General features: G+C 71.5%; 15 protein-coding genes and 1 rRNA gene. 8 read left to right on the plus strand and 8 right to left on the minus strand.

Annotated features, from left to right (window positions below):
* A 5S ribosomal RNA gene (gene rrf, locus ACIBST_RS48770) occupies positions 1 to 78 on the plus strand; the annotation flags it as partial.
* Between the two features lie 326 nt (positions 79 to 404).
* On the opposite strand, the gene pip is transcribed toward rrf, so the two are convergent.
* Positions 405 to 1,373 (minus strand): prolyl aminopeptidase, encoded by a 969-nt coding sequence (gene pip, locus ACIBST_RS48775; protein WP_397180273.1) that lies wholly within the window; start codon positions 1,371 to 1,373, stop codon positions 405 to 407.
* 94 nt (positions 1,374 to 1,467) lie between these two features.
* Between pip and ACIBST_RS48780 the strand changes: the two genes are divergently transcribed.
* From ACIBST_RS48780 to fxsT, 3 genes are all read left to right on the plus strand, one after another.
* On the plus strand, positions 1,468 to 1,971 hold the full coding sequence (locus ACIBST_RS48780; RefSeq protein ID WP_397180274.1) for a MarR family winged helix-turn-helix transcriptional regulator: 504 nt from the start codon (positions 1,468 to 1,470) through the stop codon (positions 1,969 to 1,971).
* Positions 1,972 to 2,493: 522 nt separating this feature from the next.
* Positions 2,494 to 2,673 (plus strand): hypothetical protein, encoded by a 180-nt coding sequence (locus ACIBST_RS48785; RefSeq protein WP_397180275.1) that lies wholly within the window; start codon positions 2,494 to 2,496, stop codon positions 2,671 to 2,673.
* Complete coding sequence (gene fxsT / locus ACIBST_RS48790; RefSeq protein ID WP_397180276.1) at positions 2,670 to 5,234, plus strand: FxSxx-COOH system tetratricopeptide repeat protein; 2,565 nt, start codon at positions 2,670 to 2,672, stop codon at positions 5,232 to 5,234. Before ACIBST_RS48785 ends, fxsT begins: the two co-directional genes overlap by 4 nt.
* Before the next feature lie 244 nt (positions 5,235 to 5,478).
* On the opposite strand, the gene ACIBST_RS48795 is transcribed toward fxsT, so the two are convergent.
* Positions 5,479 to 6,948, minus strand: a complete 1,470-nt coding sequence (locus ACIBST_RS48795; protein WP_397180277.1) for a phosphodiester glycosidase family protein — start codon at positions 6,946 to 6,948, stop codon at positions 5,479 to 5,481.
* A gap of 256 nt (positions 6,949 to 7,204) precedes the next feature.
* Here ACIBST_RS48795 and trpS point away from each other — a divergent pair, with 256 nt between their 5' ends.
* The gene (gene trpS / locus ACIBST_RS48800) at positions 7,205 to 8,170 is read left to right on the plus strand and encodes a tryptophan--tRNA ligase (protein ID WP_397180278.1); all 966 of its coding nucleotides are present in this window, start codon (positions 7,205 to 7,207) and stop codon (positions 8,168 to 8,170) included.
* Here trpS and ACIBST_RS48805 read toward each other — a convergent pair.
* The 5 genes from ACIBST_RS48805 to ACIBST_RS48825 are packed head-to-tail and all read right to left on the minus strand — an operon-like array spanning position 8,167 to position 13,609.
* Positions 8,167 to 8,559 carry a cupin domain-containing protein gene (locus tag ACIBST_RS48805; RefSeq protein WP_397180279.1) on the minus strand — a complete coding sequence of 131 codons (393 nt, stop codon included), beginning with the start codon at positions 8,557 to 8,559 and terminating at the stop codon, positions 8,167 to 8,169. The genes trpS and ACIBST_RS48805 overlap by 4 nt on opposite strands.
* Before the next feature lie 5 nt (positions 8,560 to 8,564).
* On the minus strand, positions 8,565 to 9,596 hold the full coding sequence (locus tag ACIBST_RS48810; protein ID WP_397180280.1) for a P1 family peptidase: 1,032 nt from the start codon (positions 9,594 to 9,596) through the stop codon (positions 8,565 to 8,567).
* On the minus strand, positions 9,593 to 11,209 hold the full coding sequence (locus ACIBST_RS48815; RefSeq protein ID WP_397180281.1) for a PucR family transcriptional regulator: 1,617 nt from the start codon (positions 11,207 to 11,209) through the stop codon (positions 9,593 to 9,595). Before ACIBST_RS48815 ends, ACIBST_RS48810 begins: the two co-directional genes overlap by 4 nt.
* A 56-nt stretch (positions 11,210 to 11,265) precedes the next feature.
* On the minus strand, positions 11,266 to 12,894 hold the full coding sequence (locus tag ACIBST_RS48820; RefSeq protein ID WP_397180282.1) for an AMP-binding protein: 1,629 nt from the start codon (positions 12,892 to 12,894) through the stop codon (positions 11,266 to 11,268).
* Positions 12,895 to 12,907: 13 nt separating this feature from the next.
* Complete coding sequence (locus ACIBST_RS48825) at positions 12,908 to 13,609, minus strand: TetR/AcrR family transcriptional regulator C-terminal domain-containing protein (RefSeq protein ID WP_397180283.1); 702 nt, start codon at positions 13,607 to 13,609, stop codon at positions 12,908 to 12,910.
* 103 nt (positions 13,610 to 13,712) lie between these two features.
* On the opposite strand from ACIBST_RS48825, the gene ACIBST_RS48830 reads away from it, so the two are divergent.
* A complete protein-coding gene (locus ACIBST_RS48830; protein ID WP_397180284.1) occupies positions 13,713 to 15,113 on the plus strand; it encodes an MFS transporter in 1,401 nt (466 codons plus the stop codon).
* Here ACIBST_RS48830 and ACIBST_RS48835 read toward each other — a convergent pair.
* Positions 15,110 to 15,817 (minus strand): alternative oxidase, encoded by a 708-nt coding sequence (locus ACIBST_RS48835; RefSeq protein WP_397180285.1) that lies wholly within the window; start codon positions 15,815 to 15,817, stop codon positions 15,110 to 15,112. The two genes, ACIBST_RS48830 and ACIBST_RS48835, sit on opposite strands and share 4 nt — an antisense overlap.
* A 235-nt stretch (positions 15,818 to 16,052) precedes the next feature.
* Between ACIBST_RS48835 and ACIBST_RS48840 the strand changes: the two genes are divergently transcribed.
* Complete coding sequence (locus ACIBST_RS48840) at positions 16,053 to 17,333, plus strand: aspartate aminotransferase family protein (RefSeq protein ID WP_397180286.1); 1,281 nt, start codon at positions 16,053 to 16,055, stop codon at positions 17,331 to 17,333.
* On the plus strand, positions 17,330 to 17,599 hold a 270-nt coding region (locus ACIBST_RS48845; protein ID WP_397180287.1), incomplete at its 3' end, for an aldehyde dehydrogenase family protein. The genes ACIBST_RS48840 and ACIBST_RS48845, both read left to right, overlap by 4 nt.

Raw genomic sequence — 17,599 nt, forward strand, 5'->3', positions numbered from 1 at the left:
CCGAACCCGGAAGTTAAGCTTCTCTGCGCCGATGGTACTGCACTCGGGAGGGTGTGGGAGAGTAGGTCACCGCCGGACAATCTTTCGAAGAGGCCTCACACGTATTGTGTGGGGCCTCTTCGCGTTTGTGTGGGCTTCGACTTCGGTCGGGGCCTTTTCTGTGTTTGGGAGGGCTCCGGCTGCGGTCGGGGCCCTTCTTGCATTTCCGGGGTAATTCAGGATGGCCGGGGCTTGGATGCGATCCGGGGGTGGGTTCGGCGCGCTTCCTGGGCCCGGTCCGCATCTGAGTCGGTCGTCGGTTCTTGCGTGCGATGCGATGAGGAGGGGGTTGCGGTCTGTTCTTGGGGGCCGGCCGTCAACATCCCTCGTTATGGGTGAACTCCGCTGAGGCTGACCGGTGGGGGTCAGCGGTGTTTGGGGGGTGAGAAGGTTTCGATGGCTTCGTTCAGGACGTTGGTGAGGGTTTGGCTGCCGGTGTGGCCGGAGTCCGCCACCACGTGCAGGTCGGCGTCGGGCCAGAGCTTGGTCAGTTCCCAGGCTGTCTGGAGAGGGCTGCCCATGTCCAGGCGGCCGTGGATCAGGACGCCGGGGATGCCGGCCAGCCGGTGCGCGTTGCGTAGGAGTACGTCCTCGTCCAGCCAAGCGGCGTTGGCGAAGTAGTGGGCGCAGATGCGGGTCATGGCCATGATGGCGTCGTCCGGACGGTTGCTGTAGGCGTCGGGGGTGCCGTTGGTCTCCTGGGAGATCACCGCGTCCTCCCAGGTGATCCAGTCGTGGGCGGCTTTCGCTCGTACCTGCGGGTCGGGGTCGGCCAGCAGGCGGGAGTACGCCGCCAGTAGCTTGAACACGTCGCCGTCGTTGTCGGCGTCGGGGACGCCCTGGACGAACCGTTCATGTGCTTCCGGGAAGAACCTGCCGACGCCCCGGTAGAGCCAGTCGATCTCGGAGCGGCGGGTCATGGTGACCGCGGGGATGACGATTTCAGATACCCGCTCCGGGTGGGCCTCGGCGTAGGCCAGGATCAGGGTCGAACCCCACGAACCGCCGTACAGCAGCCATCGGTCGATGCCGAGGTGTTCGCGCAGCAGTTCCATGTCGGCGATCAGGTTGGGGGTGGTGTTGGCGGTCAGGTCGGTGGCCGGGTCGGCGGCGTGCGGGCGGCTGCGGCCGCAGTTGCGCTGGTCGAACAGGACGATGCGGAAACGGTCCGGGTCGAACCTGCGGCGGGAGCCGGTCGAACAGCCAGAGCCGGGCCCGCCGTGCACGACGACCGCGGGCTTGCCGTCGGGGTTGCCGCAGACCTCCCAGTAGATGAGGTTGCCGTCGCCGACGTCGAGCATGCCGTGCTCGTACGGTTCGATCGAGGGGTACAAGGGGGCTCCTGCTGTTGGAGGGGTGGGGTGCGCTGGGGCACTGTGCGGTTCCATACAGGCCAAGTAGTTATTCCAGCGCTGTTATATTAGCACTGTGACATCTTTGGATCCCACCGCGACGCCCGACCCCTGGCACTCGCTGCACGAGCTTCTGGCGGCCATGGACGCTGAGATCGAACAGGTCTACCTGGAGCGTGGCCTCGACGGGGTGCGCACCCGGTTCGCCTATCCGCTCATCCGGCTCGCCCACACAGGGCCGTTGACCATTCGCGAGCTAGCGAAGTCCCTGAACCGTTCGCACTCTGCGATCAGCCAGACCGTCGCCGCCATGCGCAAGGAAGGGCTCGTCACCTCCGAGCCGGGGCCCGATGCCCGTACCCGCCGCATCGACCTGACCGAGCGCGGTCGGTCGCTGGTGCCGTTCCTGGAGGCGGAGTGGCGTGCCACCCACCAGACGGTCGCCGAGCTGGACGGCGAGCTCCCGTACGCGATGACGGCGGTGGTGGAGGAGGTGCGGCGGGCGTTGGGGCGCCGGTCGATGCGGCAGCGGATCCTTCATCACCTCGTCGAGCCGCCGCCGATGGAGTCGGAAGGTTGAGATTCAGCAGAAGGACGGCCGCGCGGCGGGCTTGCTGGGCGAGCTGGGTGTCTCGGTCACCGTCGGGCAGGGCGCGGGCTGGTCCGGAGTGGATGTGTGGCGAGGTAGCCGGCGGGTGGTGTGGTGCCGGGGTTTTGGGGCTGAGGGGCGGGTCGGGGCTCGGGGTGGTGATCGGTGATGTCGGGCGCCGGGTGGCGGTCGGGCAAGGTCAGAGGTTGTTCATGGTCCTGACAATCTCGATAGGATACCGAGCGTAATCGGGTAACTCTATTAGAGTGACCGCTTCTCCCCGTTCCAAGCAGTCAGCGCGTCGGAGCCGTCGGCTGCTGGCGTGGACGTTCGCGTCGATCTCCGTCGGGTTGGTGGCCGCGGGGGTCGTGGGGTTCTTCGCCGAGCCGTTACAGCTGGAGATGCTGGACAAGCGGGCCAGCGTCGTCAGCATGTTCGTGGGTGTCGCGGGGTTGTTCATCGCCGGGGTCGGGTTGTGGGCGCAGCTCCGGGCGGCCATGACGCCCACCGGTGGTGGCGAAGGCAGTTCGGGGGGCGCGGGGGCCGGACGGGCTGGTCAGGGTGCTGGTGGTACAGGGGCCGGTGCGGATGGGGCCGATGGCGGGCGCGATGGTGGGCCGCGGGGCGCCGGTGATGGCGGCGGTCCGGGTGCGGCTGACGGTGGGGCGGTCGGTGGGGCTGCTGGTGGTGTGATCGGGAGAGGCGAGGGGCAGCGGTCGATCGTGGTCGGGCGGCAGGAGTCCGGGCTGGCCATGACCGGCGACAGGTCCACGGCGGTCACCGGGGGGCATGTCGAGGTCATCGGGGACGTGCATCTGCCGGCGCGGCCCCAGGTGGCGACGCGGCCGGTGCAGCTTGCGCCGCGGCCGCCGCGGCTCGTCGGGCGGGACGAGGCCGTGGCGGAGCTGCGGGAGCGGCTGCTGGCGAGCGAGGTGCGGCCGGCGGTGGTGGCCGTGCACGGGCTGGGCGGCGTGGGCAAGACGAGCCTCGCGCTGGAGTACGCCTATCGCCACCAGCACGACTACGAGCTCGTCTGGCAGTTGCCGGCGGCCGATCCTGCGGTGTTGTCGGCGGCGTTCGCCCGGTTGGCGGCGCTCATGGGTCTACGGGAGCTGGGCGCGAACGCGGCGGACCCGGTCGACCAGGTGCACGCCGCGCTGGCGGCGCGTACCGAACCCTGGTTGTTGATCTTCGACAACGTGCCGGAGGCCGAGGCGGTGCGGGCCGTGCTGCCGCCGGCGGGGCCGGGGCACGTGCTGATCACGAGCAGGTCCGGGAGCTGGCCGCGGGATCGCGGGCTGGAGCTGCCGGTGCTCGACCTGGAGTCGGCGGCGCTGCTGCTGCTGGCGAGCACGGGGCAGGACGACGCCGTGGCGGCGGCGGCCGTGGTGGCGGAGCTCGGCGCGCTGCCGCTGGCGCTGGAGCAGGCCGCGGCCTACATGTCGGAGACGGGGCTGGAGCTGTCGGAGTACCTGGATCTGCTGCATCACCAGCGTGCCGAGTTGCTGGCGCAGGGGCAGGCGTGGGGGTATCGCGAGCGGGTGGCCTCCACGTGGCAGTTCGCGTTCCGTCGGCTGGCAAGGACGAGTCCGCAGGCCATCGCGCTGCTGCGGCTGCTGTCCTGCTACGCGCACGAGGCGATCCCGTACCATCTGCTGCTCTCGCCGCTGGCGCGGTGGGCGCCGCGGGAGCTGTTCCGGGCGGACGTGCAGCGGCGGCGGGCCTACGGGCGCATCCCAGGGCCGCGCACGCGGGTGCTGCGTGACGTGCATCCCAGCGTGCTGCTGATGATGCGGGCGCTGCCGCGGGACACATTGAGGATCAACGCGGCGCTGAGCGCGTTGCGCGGGCACAGCCTGATCGGGCCGCCCGTGGACGGGACGGTCACGGTGCACCGGCTGGTGCAGGCCGTCACGCTCGACCAGCTTCCGCTGCGCGCGCAGCGCCGGTGGCGGAAGGTGGCGGCGGTGCTGGTGGAGGCCGTGCTGCCCGACAATCCGGGGCAGAAGGCGCGGTGGGCGCGGTACGCCAGGCTGCTGCCGCACATCCGGACGGTGCTCGGGCCGACCTCGCCCGGCATGGACAAGACGGCCCAGTATCTGGGGGCCAGCGGCGACTACCGTACGGCGAGGTCGTTGTTCCAGGAGATCGCCGACGCGCTCGCGGCGGCGCTCGGCCCGGAGGCGGTCGCCACGCTGACCGCCCGGCACGAGCTGGCGCTCTGGACGGGCGAGGCGGGCGACCCGGCGGCGGCGCGTGACCAGTACCTGGAGCTGCTGCCCGTCTACGAACGGGTGCTCGGCCCCGAACACCCGCACACCCTGACGACCCGGCACAACCTGGCCCAGTGGACGGGACGGGCCGGCGATCCGGTGGCCGCCCGGGACCAGTACGCGGCGCTGCTGCCCGTCCGGCAGTGGGTGTCGGGGCCCGAGCACCCGGACACCCTGACCACGCAGGCCAACCTGGCCCAGTGGACCGGGCAGGCCGGGGACGCGGCCGCGGCCCGCGACCAGTACGCGGCGCTGCTGCCGGTACGGGAGCGGGTGCAGGGGCCCGAGCATCCCTCGACGCTGATCAACCGGCACGAGCTGGCCCGGTGGACCGGCGAGCTGGGGGACGCGCTGGCCGCCCGCGACCAGTACGCGGCGTTGCTCCTGGTACGGGAGCGGGTGTCGGGGCCGCATCATCCGGACACGTTGACCGTCCGGCACGAGCTGGCGCGGTGGACGGGGGAGCTGGGGGAGGCGGCTGCCGCGCGGGATCAGTTCGCGGCGTTGGTGCCGGTACGGGAGCGGGTGCAGGGACCGGAGCATCCGGACACGCTCACCGCCAAGGCCAGCCTGGCTCAGTGGACGGGGAAGGCGGGGGACGCGGCGGCCGCCCGTGACCTGTACGCGGCGCTGCTTCCGGTCCGGGAGCGCATTCTCGGGCCGGACCATCCGGACACGTTGACGATCCGGCACGAGCTGGCGCGGTGGACGGGGGAGCTGGGGGAGGCGGCCGCGGCGCGGGATCAGTATGCGGCGTTGGTGCCGGTACGGGCGCGGGTGCAGGGGGCCGAGCATCCGGACACCCTGACCGCCAGGGCCAACCTGGCGTACTGGACGGGGATGGCGGGGGACGCGGCGGGGGCTCGCGATCTCTGCGCGGCGCTGCTGCCGGTCCGGACTCGTGTGCTGGGGGCCGGGCATCCGGCCACGGTGACGACCAGGGAACAACTCGCCCACTGGACGGCCCACGCCCGCCCGTGAAGTCCGGGCCAGGAGACGTGGCCCGCGCCCGCCTACGGGGGGGTGGGATGGGATGCCCGGCGGAGAGAACAGCTGGGGCAGTGGGGGCAAGGCGGAGGGAGAGCCTAGGCGGTTGGGGGGTGCCTGGCGGGACCGGGCCGCTGGCGTGGGGCGGTGCCCGGCGGGACCGGGCCGCTGCCGTGGGGCGGTGCTTGAGAGGGGAGCCGGGGCGGAGGGGGCGAGCCTGCCCCTCGCGCCCCGGCGGCTACTGGGGAAGGACGAGGAGGGCGTCGCCGACGCCGCGCTCCACGCCGTCCGAGGGCCGGTTGACCAGCTTGTTCGACACCACCATCGCGGTCGAGCCGCCGCCGTCCAGGTTGATGGCCTGGACCGCGCCGAGCCAGCGCATGAACTGGGCGGCCTCGTGGAAGTTGGCGCCGATGGTCACGCCGGGCTGGCGGCCGTCGATGGTGGCCAGGATGAGGCTGCCGTTCCTGGTGACGCCGAGGAGGGTGCGCGGGTGGCGGCGCAGGATCATGTTCACGGAGTCGTGGCCGTCGCGCTTGGCGGTGATCTTCACGTGGCCGTTGCGCACCAGGCCGACGCCGCCGGCGATCACGTTCAGGTCGGGGGTCAGCTTGAGGGTCTTGCCGGTGCGCAGGTCGGTGACCTTCGTGTCGATCCTGACCGTCCAGCCTTCCCAGGCGTGCTCGTCGAGCCATTCGGCGGCGGCGCCCTGGCCGTGCAGCACCTGGGTGCCCTTGGCCACGGCGGCGCCGCTCGCGCGTACGGTGACCGCCTTGCCATTGGCGTCGAGGACGATGTCGGTGCCGCCGGTCGGGGTCTTGGCGCCGTACTCCTCGGTGTAGAGCACGGCCTCGTCCGTGGCGGCGGCGCGGTTGACGCCGTTGACGACGAGCTTGTCGCCGTCCTGGGAGACGGCGGTGACGGCGGTCTTCAGCTCGGTGATGCGCACGCTGCGGCCCTGGAGCACCACGGCGGAGCGGCCCGGCACGGCCTCGCTGAGCAGGCGGCCGGCCACCACGGAGGCGCCGACGGGTTCGCCGCGCAGGTTCTTGGCGGTGTGGATGTTGAAGAAGCCGCCGTTGACGCCGACCACCGCGTTGCGCGCCTTGGCCATCGAGGAGACCGTCTCGCGCGCGGCGACGCTGGCGCCGAGGGAGGCGGCGTACGAGCCGCGGAACGTCCGGGAGTCGATCATGACGACCTTGGCGTCCCACGGGCCGGTGGTCTTCAGGCCGTCGTCGCCGAGGTAGTCGACCTTGACCTTCAGCCCGGCCTCCTTGAGCGCCTTGGCGGTCTCGTCGGCCTTGGCCTTGTCCTTGAACGACCACAGGCCCACGCGGACCATGTAGACGGTCTGGGAGGGCGCGTCGGCCACGCTCGGCCGGACCACCTTCTGCAGGCTCGGCGCCTCCCCGGCCGCCTCGACCTCGGCGACCTTGGCCTGGGCGGTCTCCAGCGCGCCGTAGTCGCGGCCGCTCGGCATGAGCACGGTCACCGTGTAGCCGTCGGTGGAGCTGCCCGCCTTCACGTCGTACAGGTCGATGCCCTGCGTCACGGCGGTCAGCGTCTTGGTGGCGGCAGGCCGGGCGCCCAGCGGGAAGCCGGCCGACGGGAACTTCACCGAGAGCTGCGCCGCCGAGGCGGGCAGCGTGGTGACGGTGATCGTGGCGGCTATGGCCAGGCCGCCGGCGAGGGTGCGTCGAGACATGAACTCTCCAGAGGGCGGAAAAGGGACCGAACCATCCTGACGAGATCAAGGTCCCGGAGTCAGCCGAACGCGCCAAACTGCTCAAGAGGTTACGAGATTGACACCCAGCCCAGATAACATTGAGCTATGACCCGTATCAGCATGTGGTGGCGGCCGGCAGACGGCCGCTGATTTCCCATGCTGGGCCGTCCTGGTGGCGGTCCTTTCCGAGCGTGCGGGCTCCCCTCAGGCGGCACACCTGAAGGAGAGACCCATCGTGAACGACGACGTCGTCCTGACCGGCGACCGTCCGACCGGACGCCTGCATCTGGGCCACTATTTCGGCACCCTCGCCAACCGCGTGGAGCTGCAGGACCGTTACCGGACGTACGTGCTGATCGCCGACTACCAGGTGATCACCGACCGCGACCTGCCCGGCGAGATCCAGCGCAACATCACCGAGGTGCTCCTCGACTACCTGGCCGTCGGCCTCGACCCGGGCAAGGTCACGATCTTCCAGCACAGCGCGATCCCGGAGCTGAACCAGCTCCTGCTGCCGTTCCTGAGCCTGGTGTCGGTGGCGGAGCTGAGCCGCAACCCGACGGTGAAGGACGAGATCGCGCACAGCGCCCGGCGCGCGGTCAGCGGCCTGCTGTTCACCTATCCGGTGCACCAGGCCGCCGACATCCTGTTCTGCAAGGGCACGCTGGTGCCCGTGGGCCGCGACCAGCTCCCGCACGTGGAGGTGGCGCGGCTGGTCGCGCGGCGCTTCAACGAGCGGTACGGCGAGGTCTTCCCGCTGCCCGAGGCCATGTTGGGCGAGCGTCCGCTGCTCATGGGCCTGGACGGCGGCAAGATGAGCAAGAGCCGCGGCAACGCCATCGCCCTGGCGGCCACCGAGGACGAGACCGCCGCCCTCATCCGCAAGGCCCGCACCGACTCCGACCGCCTGATCACCTTCGACGAGGTGCACCGGCCCGGCGTCGCGAACCTGCTCACGCTGGCCGGGCTCTGCCTCGGCCGCCCGCCCCGGGAGATCGCCGACGAGATCGGCGACGGCGGGGCCGCCGCGCTCAAGGCGCTGACCACCGAGGCGGTCAACGAGTTCCTGCGCCCGATCAGGCGGCGGCGGCGCGAGCACACCGAGGCCGACGTCCGTCAGGTGCTGGCGGAGGGCAACGAGCGGGCCCGGGAGCGGGCGGTCCGCACGCTGGCGGAGGTGCGAGCGGCGATGGGGTTCTAGCCGGGTTGCCCGGACTGCCGGGACTGGTACACCTTGCGCAGCGTCTCGTGCACGATCCACGTCGTCCGCGCGCCCTCGGCCAGCAGGCACACGTCGCCGGGGCCGACCTCGATGGTGGTGCCGCCCTCGACGGCGATCGTGGCGCGGCCGGACAGCACCACGAAGATCTCGTCGGTCTCGACGTCGGTGACGACGCCCGGGGTGATCTCCCAGATGCCCCTGCCGTCGCCGAGCTCCAGCGACGACGTGGCCGGGTCGCCGGCGACGATCTGCTCGGGGTCGAGCTCGTCGGGGGTCAGCCGCACGTCGTGCACGGGCACGGCGAACGCGCCGGCGGTCGCGATCATGCGGCCGAGGTCTTCGAGGTCGGGCATCAGGACGTCAGACATGTTGCTCATTTCACCAGGTCGGCGAGGCGGGCGCCGTCGAGTGCGTAGGCGGTGAAGCCGTTCGCGCCGGTCATCGTATCGGCGGCGACCAGCGCGTTGACGATGGCCTCCTCCGTGGCCTCGATCACGGCGTGGAAAAGCGGGTCGAGACGGGCGTCGGCCAGCACCCGCACCTCGAACACGCCGGAGCCCTCGTCGTCGAGGGCGTTGGAGGGCAGGCCGCGGTTGCCGGTGGCGAAGCAGACGAAGCCGTCGCCGCTGCCGTTCTCGCCGGCGCCGCCCGTCCTGGCCACGCCGAGGCCGGCGCGCCGGGCGAGCTTGCGGCACTGGTGGGGGAGGAGCGGCGCGTCCGTGGCGACCACGACGATGATCGATCCCGCGCCCTCGGGGCCGCCGGGGCGGGGGACGTCGTCCATGACGATCGGGCGGCCGTTGACGGTGAGCCGGTCGCGGCTGCCGTGGTTGGCCTGCACGAGCACGCCGACCGTGTAGTCGCCGGTCACGCGGGACGCGGTGCCGATGCCGCCCTTGAAGCCGTGGCACATCATGCCGGTGCCGCCGCCGACCGAACCCTCGGGCACCGGGCCCGCCGAGGCGCCGTGGTAGGCCCGTTCGACGTGCTCCTGGCGGACGTGCCGGGCGTCGATGTCGTTGAGCCGGCCGTCCCACGTCTCGGCGACCACCGGCAGCGACCACGCGCTCCCGCCCCGGCCACCGATCTCCAGGGACACCAGCGCGTCGCGCACCACGCCGACGGAGAAGGTGTTGGTCAGCCCGATGGGCGAGTGCAGCAGGCCGAAGTCGTCCAGGTAGGGCAGGCCGGTCATCTCGCCGTTGCCGTTGAGCCAGTGGTAGCCGGCGTAGACGGGGGAGTCGTAGGCCGGGCCGGGGCCGGGGCGGACGACGGTGACCCCCGTACGGGCGGTGCCCTCGGTCAGCGTGGTGTGGCCGACGAGCACGCCGGGCACGTCGGTGATCGCGTTCAGCGGACCGGGGACGCCGGTGCCGACGACGATGCCGTGATCACGAGCTCTCAACGGTTCTCCCTGCGGAACGACTCCAGCGCCAGCAGCGCGACGTGCAGTGACAGGCATGACTCGACGTCGTCGAGGTCGGTGTCGAGGATGCGTTCGAGGCGGCGCAGACGGTCGTAGAAGGCGGGCCTGGACAGGTGGGCCTTCTGGGCGGCCACGGCCTTGTTGCGGCCCGCGTCGAGGTAGGTGCGCAGGATCCGGGTGAGGTCGCCGCCGCGCTGGGCGTCGTGCGCCAGCAGCGGGCCCAGCTCGCGCTCGGCGAACGTCTGCAGCCGCGCGTCGTCGCGCAGCAGGTGCAGCAGGCCGCGCAGGCGCAGGTCGGGCAGGCGGTAGAAGGCGCGGCCGTCCGGCTGGCGCACGGCCACGTCGGCGACCTGCTCGGCTTCGAGGAAGCTGCGCCGTACGTCCCGGATGGACTCCACCACCGACCCCGCGGCCAGCACGAACGCCGAGCCGGGCCGCCACAGCATGCGCAGCCGCTCGGCGAGCGCGGTCAGCGCGGGCTCGGCGCCGGTACGCGGCGGCAGCGGCAGCAGGACGCCGACCCGCTCCTGGTCGAGCGCGCCCACCAGGGCGGGCAGGCGGGCGTCGCGGCAGGCGGCGGCGGTGGCCTCGGCCAGCTCGCCGAGCTGCGCCTGGCCGTCGAGCGCCTGGTCGACCGGCTCGGTCGGCCTGATGACGACGCTGATCAGCTTGCGCCCGGTCAGCGGCACGCCGACCGCGCGGGCGCGGGCGGCGGCCTCGTCGGGGTCGGCGTAGGCGTGGGTCAGGATGCCGGTGATGATCGTGCCGTGGGCCTGGCGTTCCAGGGACTCCTGGTGGCGTTCGAGCAGGCGGCCGAGGGCGAGCGTGGTGGCGGCGCGTTCGGCCATCACCATGTCGCGCGGGGTCGGGGGCGTCTCGCAGATCAGGATCAGCCGCCCCCAGTCCTGGCCGCGCGCGCCGACGGTGGTGACCAGCCAGCCGGAGGCGGGGTCGTAGGCCGTGCGCTCGGCCGGGGCCACGCCCCGCGACCTGGTCTCCCAGCCGGCCAGCAGCGCTCCGGCGTCGCGGCCCGCGGACTCGCAGGCCAGCACCTGGTGGGCGAGGTTCTCCAGCAGCACCGGGCGGCCGGACAGCCGGGCGACCTGGGTGAGCACCTCGGCGGGCGAGGCGCCCTCGACCGACAGCTCGGTGAACACCTCGTGCAACTGCTCGGAGGCGCGCAGCTCCTCAAGCTGGATGTCGATGATCCGGGCGTGCACCGATTCGGTGATCTGCACGAACGGCGTCTCGCGGGCCAGCACGATGACCGGCAGCCCGTGCTCCTCGGCGGACTTGACCACCGCCCGCGGCAGCTCGCGCAGGAACCTGCGTCCCAGCTCCACGATCAGCCCGGAGGCCCCCACGGAGGCGAGCTCGCCCACGTAGTCGGCGAGCTTCTCCGGGTCGTCGGGCAGCGCGACGCCCGTGGTGAGCACCAGCTCGCCGCCGCGCAGCAGATGGGCGATGTCGGCGATCTCGCCGACGTGCACCCACCGCACCTTGGTGTCGAGCCGGTCGGCGCCCGCGACCACGCGCGGGCCGCCCCGGCGCACGGTCTCCAGGGCGAGGACGTCGGCGATGGTGGGTAGCACGGGGCGAGCCTAGCCGATCAACCTGTAAGAACGGTCATACAGCCATATACACACTGTCACAGATTGAACTCCTCCTCGCGGTACTCACCTCGGGGTTCGCGCACCCGCAACTCCACCCGCCGGATCTTGCCCGAGATCGTCTTGGGCAGCTCGGCGAACTCCAGCCGGCGCACCCGCTTGTACGGCGCCAGCTCCCGGCGGCAGTGCTCGAAGATCGACCGCGCGGTCTCGGCGCCGGCCTCGAACCCGGGGGCCAGCATCACGTACGCCTTCGGCACCGCCAGGCGCACCGGGTCGGGGGCGGGCACGACGGCGGCCTCGGCCACCGCGGGATGCTCCAGCAGCACGCTCTCCAGCTCGAACGGCGAGATGCGGTAGTCGGAGGCCTTGAAGACGTCGTCGGTCCGGCCGACGTAGGTGATGTAGCCGTCCTGGTCGCGGGTGGCGACGTCGCCGGTGTGGTAGAAGCCGTCGCGCATGGCCTCGGCGGAGCCGCCGACGTACCCGGCCATCAGGCCCAGGGGGCGGGGGTCGAGCGGCAGGCAGATCTCGCCGTCGTCGCCTGGCTCGCCGGTGACGGGGTCGATGAGCACGATGTCGTAGCCGGGCAGGGGGCGTCCCATCGATCCGGGCTTGATCGGCTCGTCCGGCACGTTGCCGATCTGGGCGGTGGTCTCGGTCTGGCCGTAGCCGTCGCGGATGGTGATGCCCCACGCCTTGGCGACCTGGTCGATGATCTCCGGGTTGAGCGGCTCGCCCGCGGCCACGGCGGTGCGCAGCGGCAGCTTCCAGGCCGCCAGGTCCTCCTGGATGAGCATCCGCCACACGGTCGGCGGCGCGCAGAACGTGGTGACCCGCTCGTCGCGCAGCACCTCCAGCAGGGCGCGGGCGGCGAAGCGCTCGTAGTTGTGGATGAGCACGGTCGCCCCGGCGTTCCAGGGGGCGAACACGTTGCTCCAGGCGTGCTTGGCCCAGCCGGGGGAGGAGACGTTGAGGTGCACGTCGCCGGGGCGCAGGCCGATCCAGAACATCGTGGACAGGTGGCCGGCCGGGTAGGAGGCGTGGGTGTGCTCGACCAGCTTGGGGCGGGAGGTCGTGCCGGAGGTGAAGTAGAGCAGCAGGGGGTCGCCGGCCAGGGTGGGGGCGTCGGGGGTGAAGTGCTCGGCGGCCTCGTACGCCTCGTGGTACGGCAGCCACCCGTACGCGTCGCCGACCGCGATCCTGGTGAACTCGCCGGCGCCGAACTTGCCCGCGTCGGCGGCGTTGGCGATCACGTGGGCGACCTGGCCGCGGTCGAGGCGTTCGCCGATGTCCTTGGCCGTCAGCAGGGTCGTGGCCGGGATGACCACCGCCCCGAGCTTCATGGCCGCCAGCAGGGACTCCCACAGCTCGGTCTGGTTGCCCAGCATGAGCAGCACGCGGTCGCCCCGGCGCACGCCCTGCTCGTGCAGCCAGTTGGCGACCTGGTTGGAGCGGGCCGACAACTCGGCGAAGGTGTGGGAGACCCGGCCGTCGGGGTTCACGATGGTCAGGGCCGCGGCCTGCGGCGTCTCGGCGGCCAGCACCCCGTCGAACCAGTCGAGCGCCCAGTTGAACTGCTCGGCCTCCGGCCAGCGGAAGTCGCGCCGGGCGGTGGGGTAGTCGGCGCTCAGGAGAAGGTCGCGGGCCGCGCGGAAATCGCTCATGCCCCGGATCCTGCTACGTCGCCAGCCGCCGCTCAAGGCCGTCGAGCACCGACACGAGCCCGAAGTCGAACGCCGTGGCCCGGATGACCCGCGGATCCTGGTACGCCCCCATGGCCAGGCTCTCCAGCATGTCGGGGAAGTCGGCCGCGGCCCTGGCGACCATGCCGCGCATCTCCTCGGCGTCGTAGTCGGAGTCCTTCGCGGTGGCGTCCCAGGCGATCTCGGGCAGGGTCATGCCGTAGACGAAGGCGGTGACGGCGGCCACGGCGTAGTCGACGTCGAGGCCGTGGAAGCCGGCGACCCTGAAGACCTTGCGCATGCGGTCGGAGGCGGACAGGGCGTGCGGGCCGAGCGCGGGCACCCGGCCCAGGAGGTCGGCCGACCAGGGGTGGCGCAGCATGACCGTGCGCATGCCGTAGGCCATGGCGGAGGCGGCGTCGCGCCAGCCCACGTCCTCGGCGTCGGGGACGGTCATCTCGGCCCAGATCTCGTCGTAGGCGAGTTCGAGCAGTTCGTCCTTGTTGGCGACGTACCAGTAGAGGCTGGTGGCGCCGGCGCTCAGCTTCGCGCCGAGCTTGCGCATGCTCAGCCCGGCCATCCCCTCCGCGTCGAGCAGCTCCAGGGCGGCTCTGACGATCTCCTCGCGGCTGCGGCCGGGGGTGGCGGTCTTGCGCGGCTCGCGAAACCAGACGGAGGTGAACTGCTTGCCGGTCATGCCCCCAGGATAAATCCTCTCGCACAGTGTGCGAGAGTTGTCGTACGCTGTGCGAGTGACCTCGAACGCTGTACGAGACCCCCGTCGCTGGTGGGTCCTTGTCGTGCTCTGCCTCTCGCTGCTGGTCCTCACGGTGGACGGAACCGTGCTGAACCTGGCGATCCCGTCGCTGATCGAGGAGCTGGGCGCGACGCCGTCCGACATCCAGTGGATCCTCGACGCCTACGTGCTGGTCTTCGCCGGCCTCCTGCTGACCGCCGGCAGCCTGTCCGACCGGTACGGCCGCCGCCGCTTCCTCGTCATCGGCCTGGCCTTCTTCGGCGGCGCGTCGCTGCTGGCCGTGCTGGCCGCCGAGCCCTGGCAGGTGATCGGCGCGCGGGCCCTGATGGGGGTCGGCGGCTCGATCCTGATGCCCTCGACGCTGTCCATCCTCATGACCGTCTTCGCGGAGGACGAGCGGCGCAAGGCCATGGCCATCTGGGGAAGCGTGGCGATGCTCGGCGTGATCGCCGGCCCGACGCTGGGCGGCTTCCTGCTGGAGCACTACTGGTGGGGCTCGGTCTTCCTGCTCAACATCCCGATCGCGGCGCTGGCCATCGTGGCCGCGTTCGCGCTGATGCCCGAGACCCGCAGCGCCGGGCGGCGGATCGACCCGGTGGGCGTCGTGCTCTCGATCGTCGGCCTGACCTCGGCCGTCTACGTGATCATCGAGCGCGAGTGGAACGTGGCCCTCATCGCGGTGGCGGTGGTCGCGCTGGGCGCGTTCGTCGTCTGGGAGCGGCGGGCCGAGCACCCGATGCTGCCGCTGCAGCTCTTCCGCAACCGCAACTTCAGCGGCGCGTCCTTCTCGATCCTGCTGATGTCGTTCGGCGCCGGCGCCGTGATGCTCATGCTGACCCAGTACCTGCAGTTCGTGCTGGGCTACGGCGAGCTCCAGGCGGGCCTGGCCATGCTGCCCCAGGCGGTGGCGGCCGTCGTGTTCAACGGCGTCGGCGCGGCGCTGGGCAAGAAGGTGTCCAACCGGGTGCTGATCTCGGCCGGGCTGCTGATCATGGCCGTCGGGTTCGTCGTGATGGCGCTCACCACCGGCTACCTGCCGCTGATGGGCGGGCTGGTGCTGATGGGGGCGGGAGCCGGCCTGGCCGGTCCCTCCGCCTACGCCTCGCTGATGGGGGCCATCCCGCTGGAGCACGCGGGCGTCGGGTCCGCGCTCAACGACACCGTGCAGCAGGTGGGGCTGGCCATGAGCATCGCGGTGCTCGGCAGCGTGCTGGCCGGCGTCTACACCGCGCAGATGCCGCTCGACGCGCCCGCGGCGGCCCGCGAGTCGATCGGGGTCGCCGAACAGGTCGGGCTCGGCGAGGCCGCCGACCGCGCCTTCACCGTGGCCGTGCACTTCGGGTCGTGGGTCGGGGCCGGGTTCAGCGTCGCCGCCGCGCTGCTCGCGCTGGTCGTGCTGCGCCCGGCCGCGCCCGTCGCGGCCCCCGAGCCGGCCACGGTCTAGCGGACGCGGGGCTCACGCATGCTCTCCAGGCTGTCGAGCTTGTGCATGCGCTCGTCGTGGCCGATCTGCCGGAGCAGGTCGGCCACCGAGCGGTAGCGGCCGTACTCGTCGGCGTACGTGCCGGGGTCGGGCACGAAGTCCAGGTCGGGGTTCTCGGCCACGAACGTCATGTACTCGTGCTCGGCGTGGTCCTCGAACTCGGCGTTGAGCCGGTAGCTCCAGTCCGGCCGGACCACGAACAGCACCCAGGACACGTGGTAGTAGAAGAACGCGATCAGCCACGGCGCCGCCTTGTGCAGCAGCCAGTTCTGCCGCTGCCCGGCGCGCTGCACCAGGTCCTGCATGATCAGCAGGTGCCACTGCTCGTTGTCCTGGTCGGCGCGGGCCTCGACGATGCGCTCGAAGACCCTCCTGGCCAGGGCCGACCGTCCGGCGTGCCGGTGGACGGCCCAGTAGCCCATCCGCTCCCACGCCTGGTACGGCACCCGCGCGATGATCTCCAGCATGGCGAACTTCGTGTAGGAGCCCTTACGGCCGTACATGAGGTCGACGGGCTTGAACATCATCCGGGCCAGCAGGCTGTAGTCCATCCGCGGGGTGTCCAGGGTGTCCTGCTGGGCGCGGCGGAGCTGGTCGCGGTCGAGCCTGGGCGGCCCGGCGGGCGCCTCGGGGCGCCCGGGGCGCAGGTCGATGGTGACGGTCATCTCGGTCTCCTCGGTTCGTCGATGGTCCGATCGTGGCCGAGCGGGCCCCGCCGGGTCGTCGCCCGCGAGTGGTCAATCGCGATGCCTCTGGCGGCGTACCGGGGGGCCGGCGCGTACGCCCCCAGGCGCACGGGTGATCCCCTAGGGGGAGGACTTACAGTTTGTAAGGGGATTTGACCCCCTGCCGACAGCCTGCCGCTGCCAGGAAGCCCGGGGGACCGGGATACTCGGTAGCATGTCGGAGCTTCTCGCGCGCCACCGGGCAGTGATGCCGAACTGGCTGGCCCTCAACTACAACGAGCCCATCGAGATCGTCAGCGGCAAGGGCAATCGTGTCATCGACGCCGACGGCAAGAGCTACCTGGACTTCTTCGCCGGGATCCTGACCAACATGATCGGGTACGACGTGCCCGAGGTGCGGGACGCCGTCGAGCGCCAGCTCGCCACCGGCGTGGTCCACACCAGCACCGTCTACCTGCTGCGCGGCCAGGTCGAGCTCGCCGAGAAGATCGCCCGGCTCTCCGGCATCCCCGACGCAAAGGTGTTCTTCACCAACTCCGGGACGGAGGCCAACGAGACCGCCCTCCTCCTCGCGACCTACGCCAGGAAGACCGACCAGGTGCTCGCCATGCGGCAGAGCTACCACGGGCGCAGCTTCGGCGCGGTCAGCGTCACCTCCAACCGGGCGTGGAAGAACAACTCGCTCTCCCCGCTCAACGTGCACTTCCTGCACGGCGCCGACCGGCACCTCACCCAGTTCAAGGGCCTGTCCGACGCCGACTACATCAAGGCGTGCGTGGACGACCTGCGCCACGTGCTGGCCACCTCGGTCTCCAACGACGTGGCGGCGCTGATCGCCGAGCCGATCCAGGGCGTGGGCGGCTTCACCATGGCCCCCGACGGCCTGTTCGCCGCCTACAAGGAGGTCCTGGACGAGCAGGGCATCCTGCTCATCTCCGACGAGGTGCAGACCGGCTGGGGCCGTACGGGCAGCGCGTTCTTCGGCATCCAGAACCACGGCGTGACCCCCGACATGATCACGTTCGCCAAGGGCCTGGGCAACGGCTTCGCGGTCGGCGGCATCGTCGCCCGCGGCGACCTGATGGACGCCCCGCACGCCGTGGGCCTGTCCACCTTCGGCGGCAACCCCATCTCCATGGCGGCCGCGAACGCCACCCTCGACTACGTCCTCGACCACGACCTCCAGGCCAACGCGGCGCGCACCGGCGATCTCATCATCGGCGGCCTCAAGGAGGCGGCCGCGCGCCTGCCGATCGTCAAGGACGTGCGCGGCAAGGGCCTGATGTTCGCCGTCGAGCTGGAGAGCCCCGCCCAGGCCGTCCGGTTCATGGAGGAGACCAAGAAGGCGGGCCTGCTCGCCGGCAAGGGCGGCCTGTACGGCACCGCCATCCGCATGGCCCCGCCCCTCACCCTGACGATGGAGGAGGCCGCCGAGGGCCTGGGGATCATCGTCAACGCACTCGAAGTCATCAACGCAGAGGCAGCAGCTCAGTGAAGTCGGTCAAGCACTGGATCAACGGATCTCCGGTCGACGGCGACAACCGCACGGCGGAGATCTTCAACCCGGCGACCGGGGAGGTCAGCGGCCACGTGCGGCTGGCCTCGGCCGCCGACGTGGACGCCGCGGTCGCCGCGGCGGTCGCGGCCTTCCCCGCCTGGCGCGACGCCTCGCTGATCAAGCGGGCCCGGGTGCTGTTCCGGTTCCGTGAGCTGATGTACGCCCATCGGGACGAGCTGGCCGCGCTGGTCTCGGCCGAGCAC

Origin of the sequence: Nonomuraea sp. NPDC049684 (assembly GCF_044465345.1) — a bacterium.
Taxonomy (GTDB): Bacteria; Actinomycetota; Actinomycetes; order Streptosporangiales; family Streptosporangiaceae; genus Nonomuraea.

Coding starts and splice junctions, on each gene's coding strand:
- ACIBST_RS48835 (WP_397180285.1), bottom strand. CDS start 15,817: ATGACCGTCACCATCGACCTGCGCCCCGGGCGCCCCGAGGCGCCCGCC.
- ACIBST_RS48840 (WP_397180286.1), top strand. CDS start 16,053: ATGTCGGAGCTTCTCGCGCGCCACCGGGCAGTGATGCCGAACTGGCTG.
- ACIBST_RS48820 (WP_397180282.1), bottom strand. CDS start 12,894: ATGAGCGATTTCCGCGCGGCCCGCGACCTTCTCCTGAGCGCCGACTAC.
- ACIBST_RS48805 (WP_397180279.1), bottom strand. CDS start 8,559: ATGTCTGACGTCCTGATGCCCGACCTCGAAGACCTCGGCCGCATGATC.
- ACIBST_RS48825 (WP_397180283.1), bottom strand. CDS start 13,609: ATGACCGGCAAGCAGTTCACCTCCGTCTGGTTTCGCGAGCCGCGCAAG.
- ACIBST_RS48795 (WP_397180277.1), bottom strand. CDS start 6,948: ATGTCTCGACGCACCCTCGCCGGCGGCCTGGCCATAGCCGCCACGATC.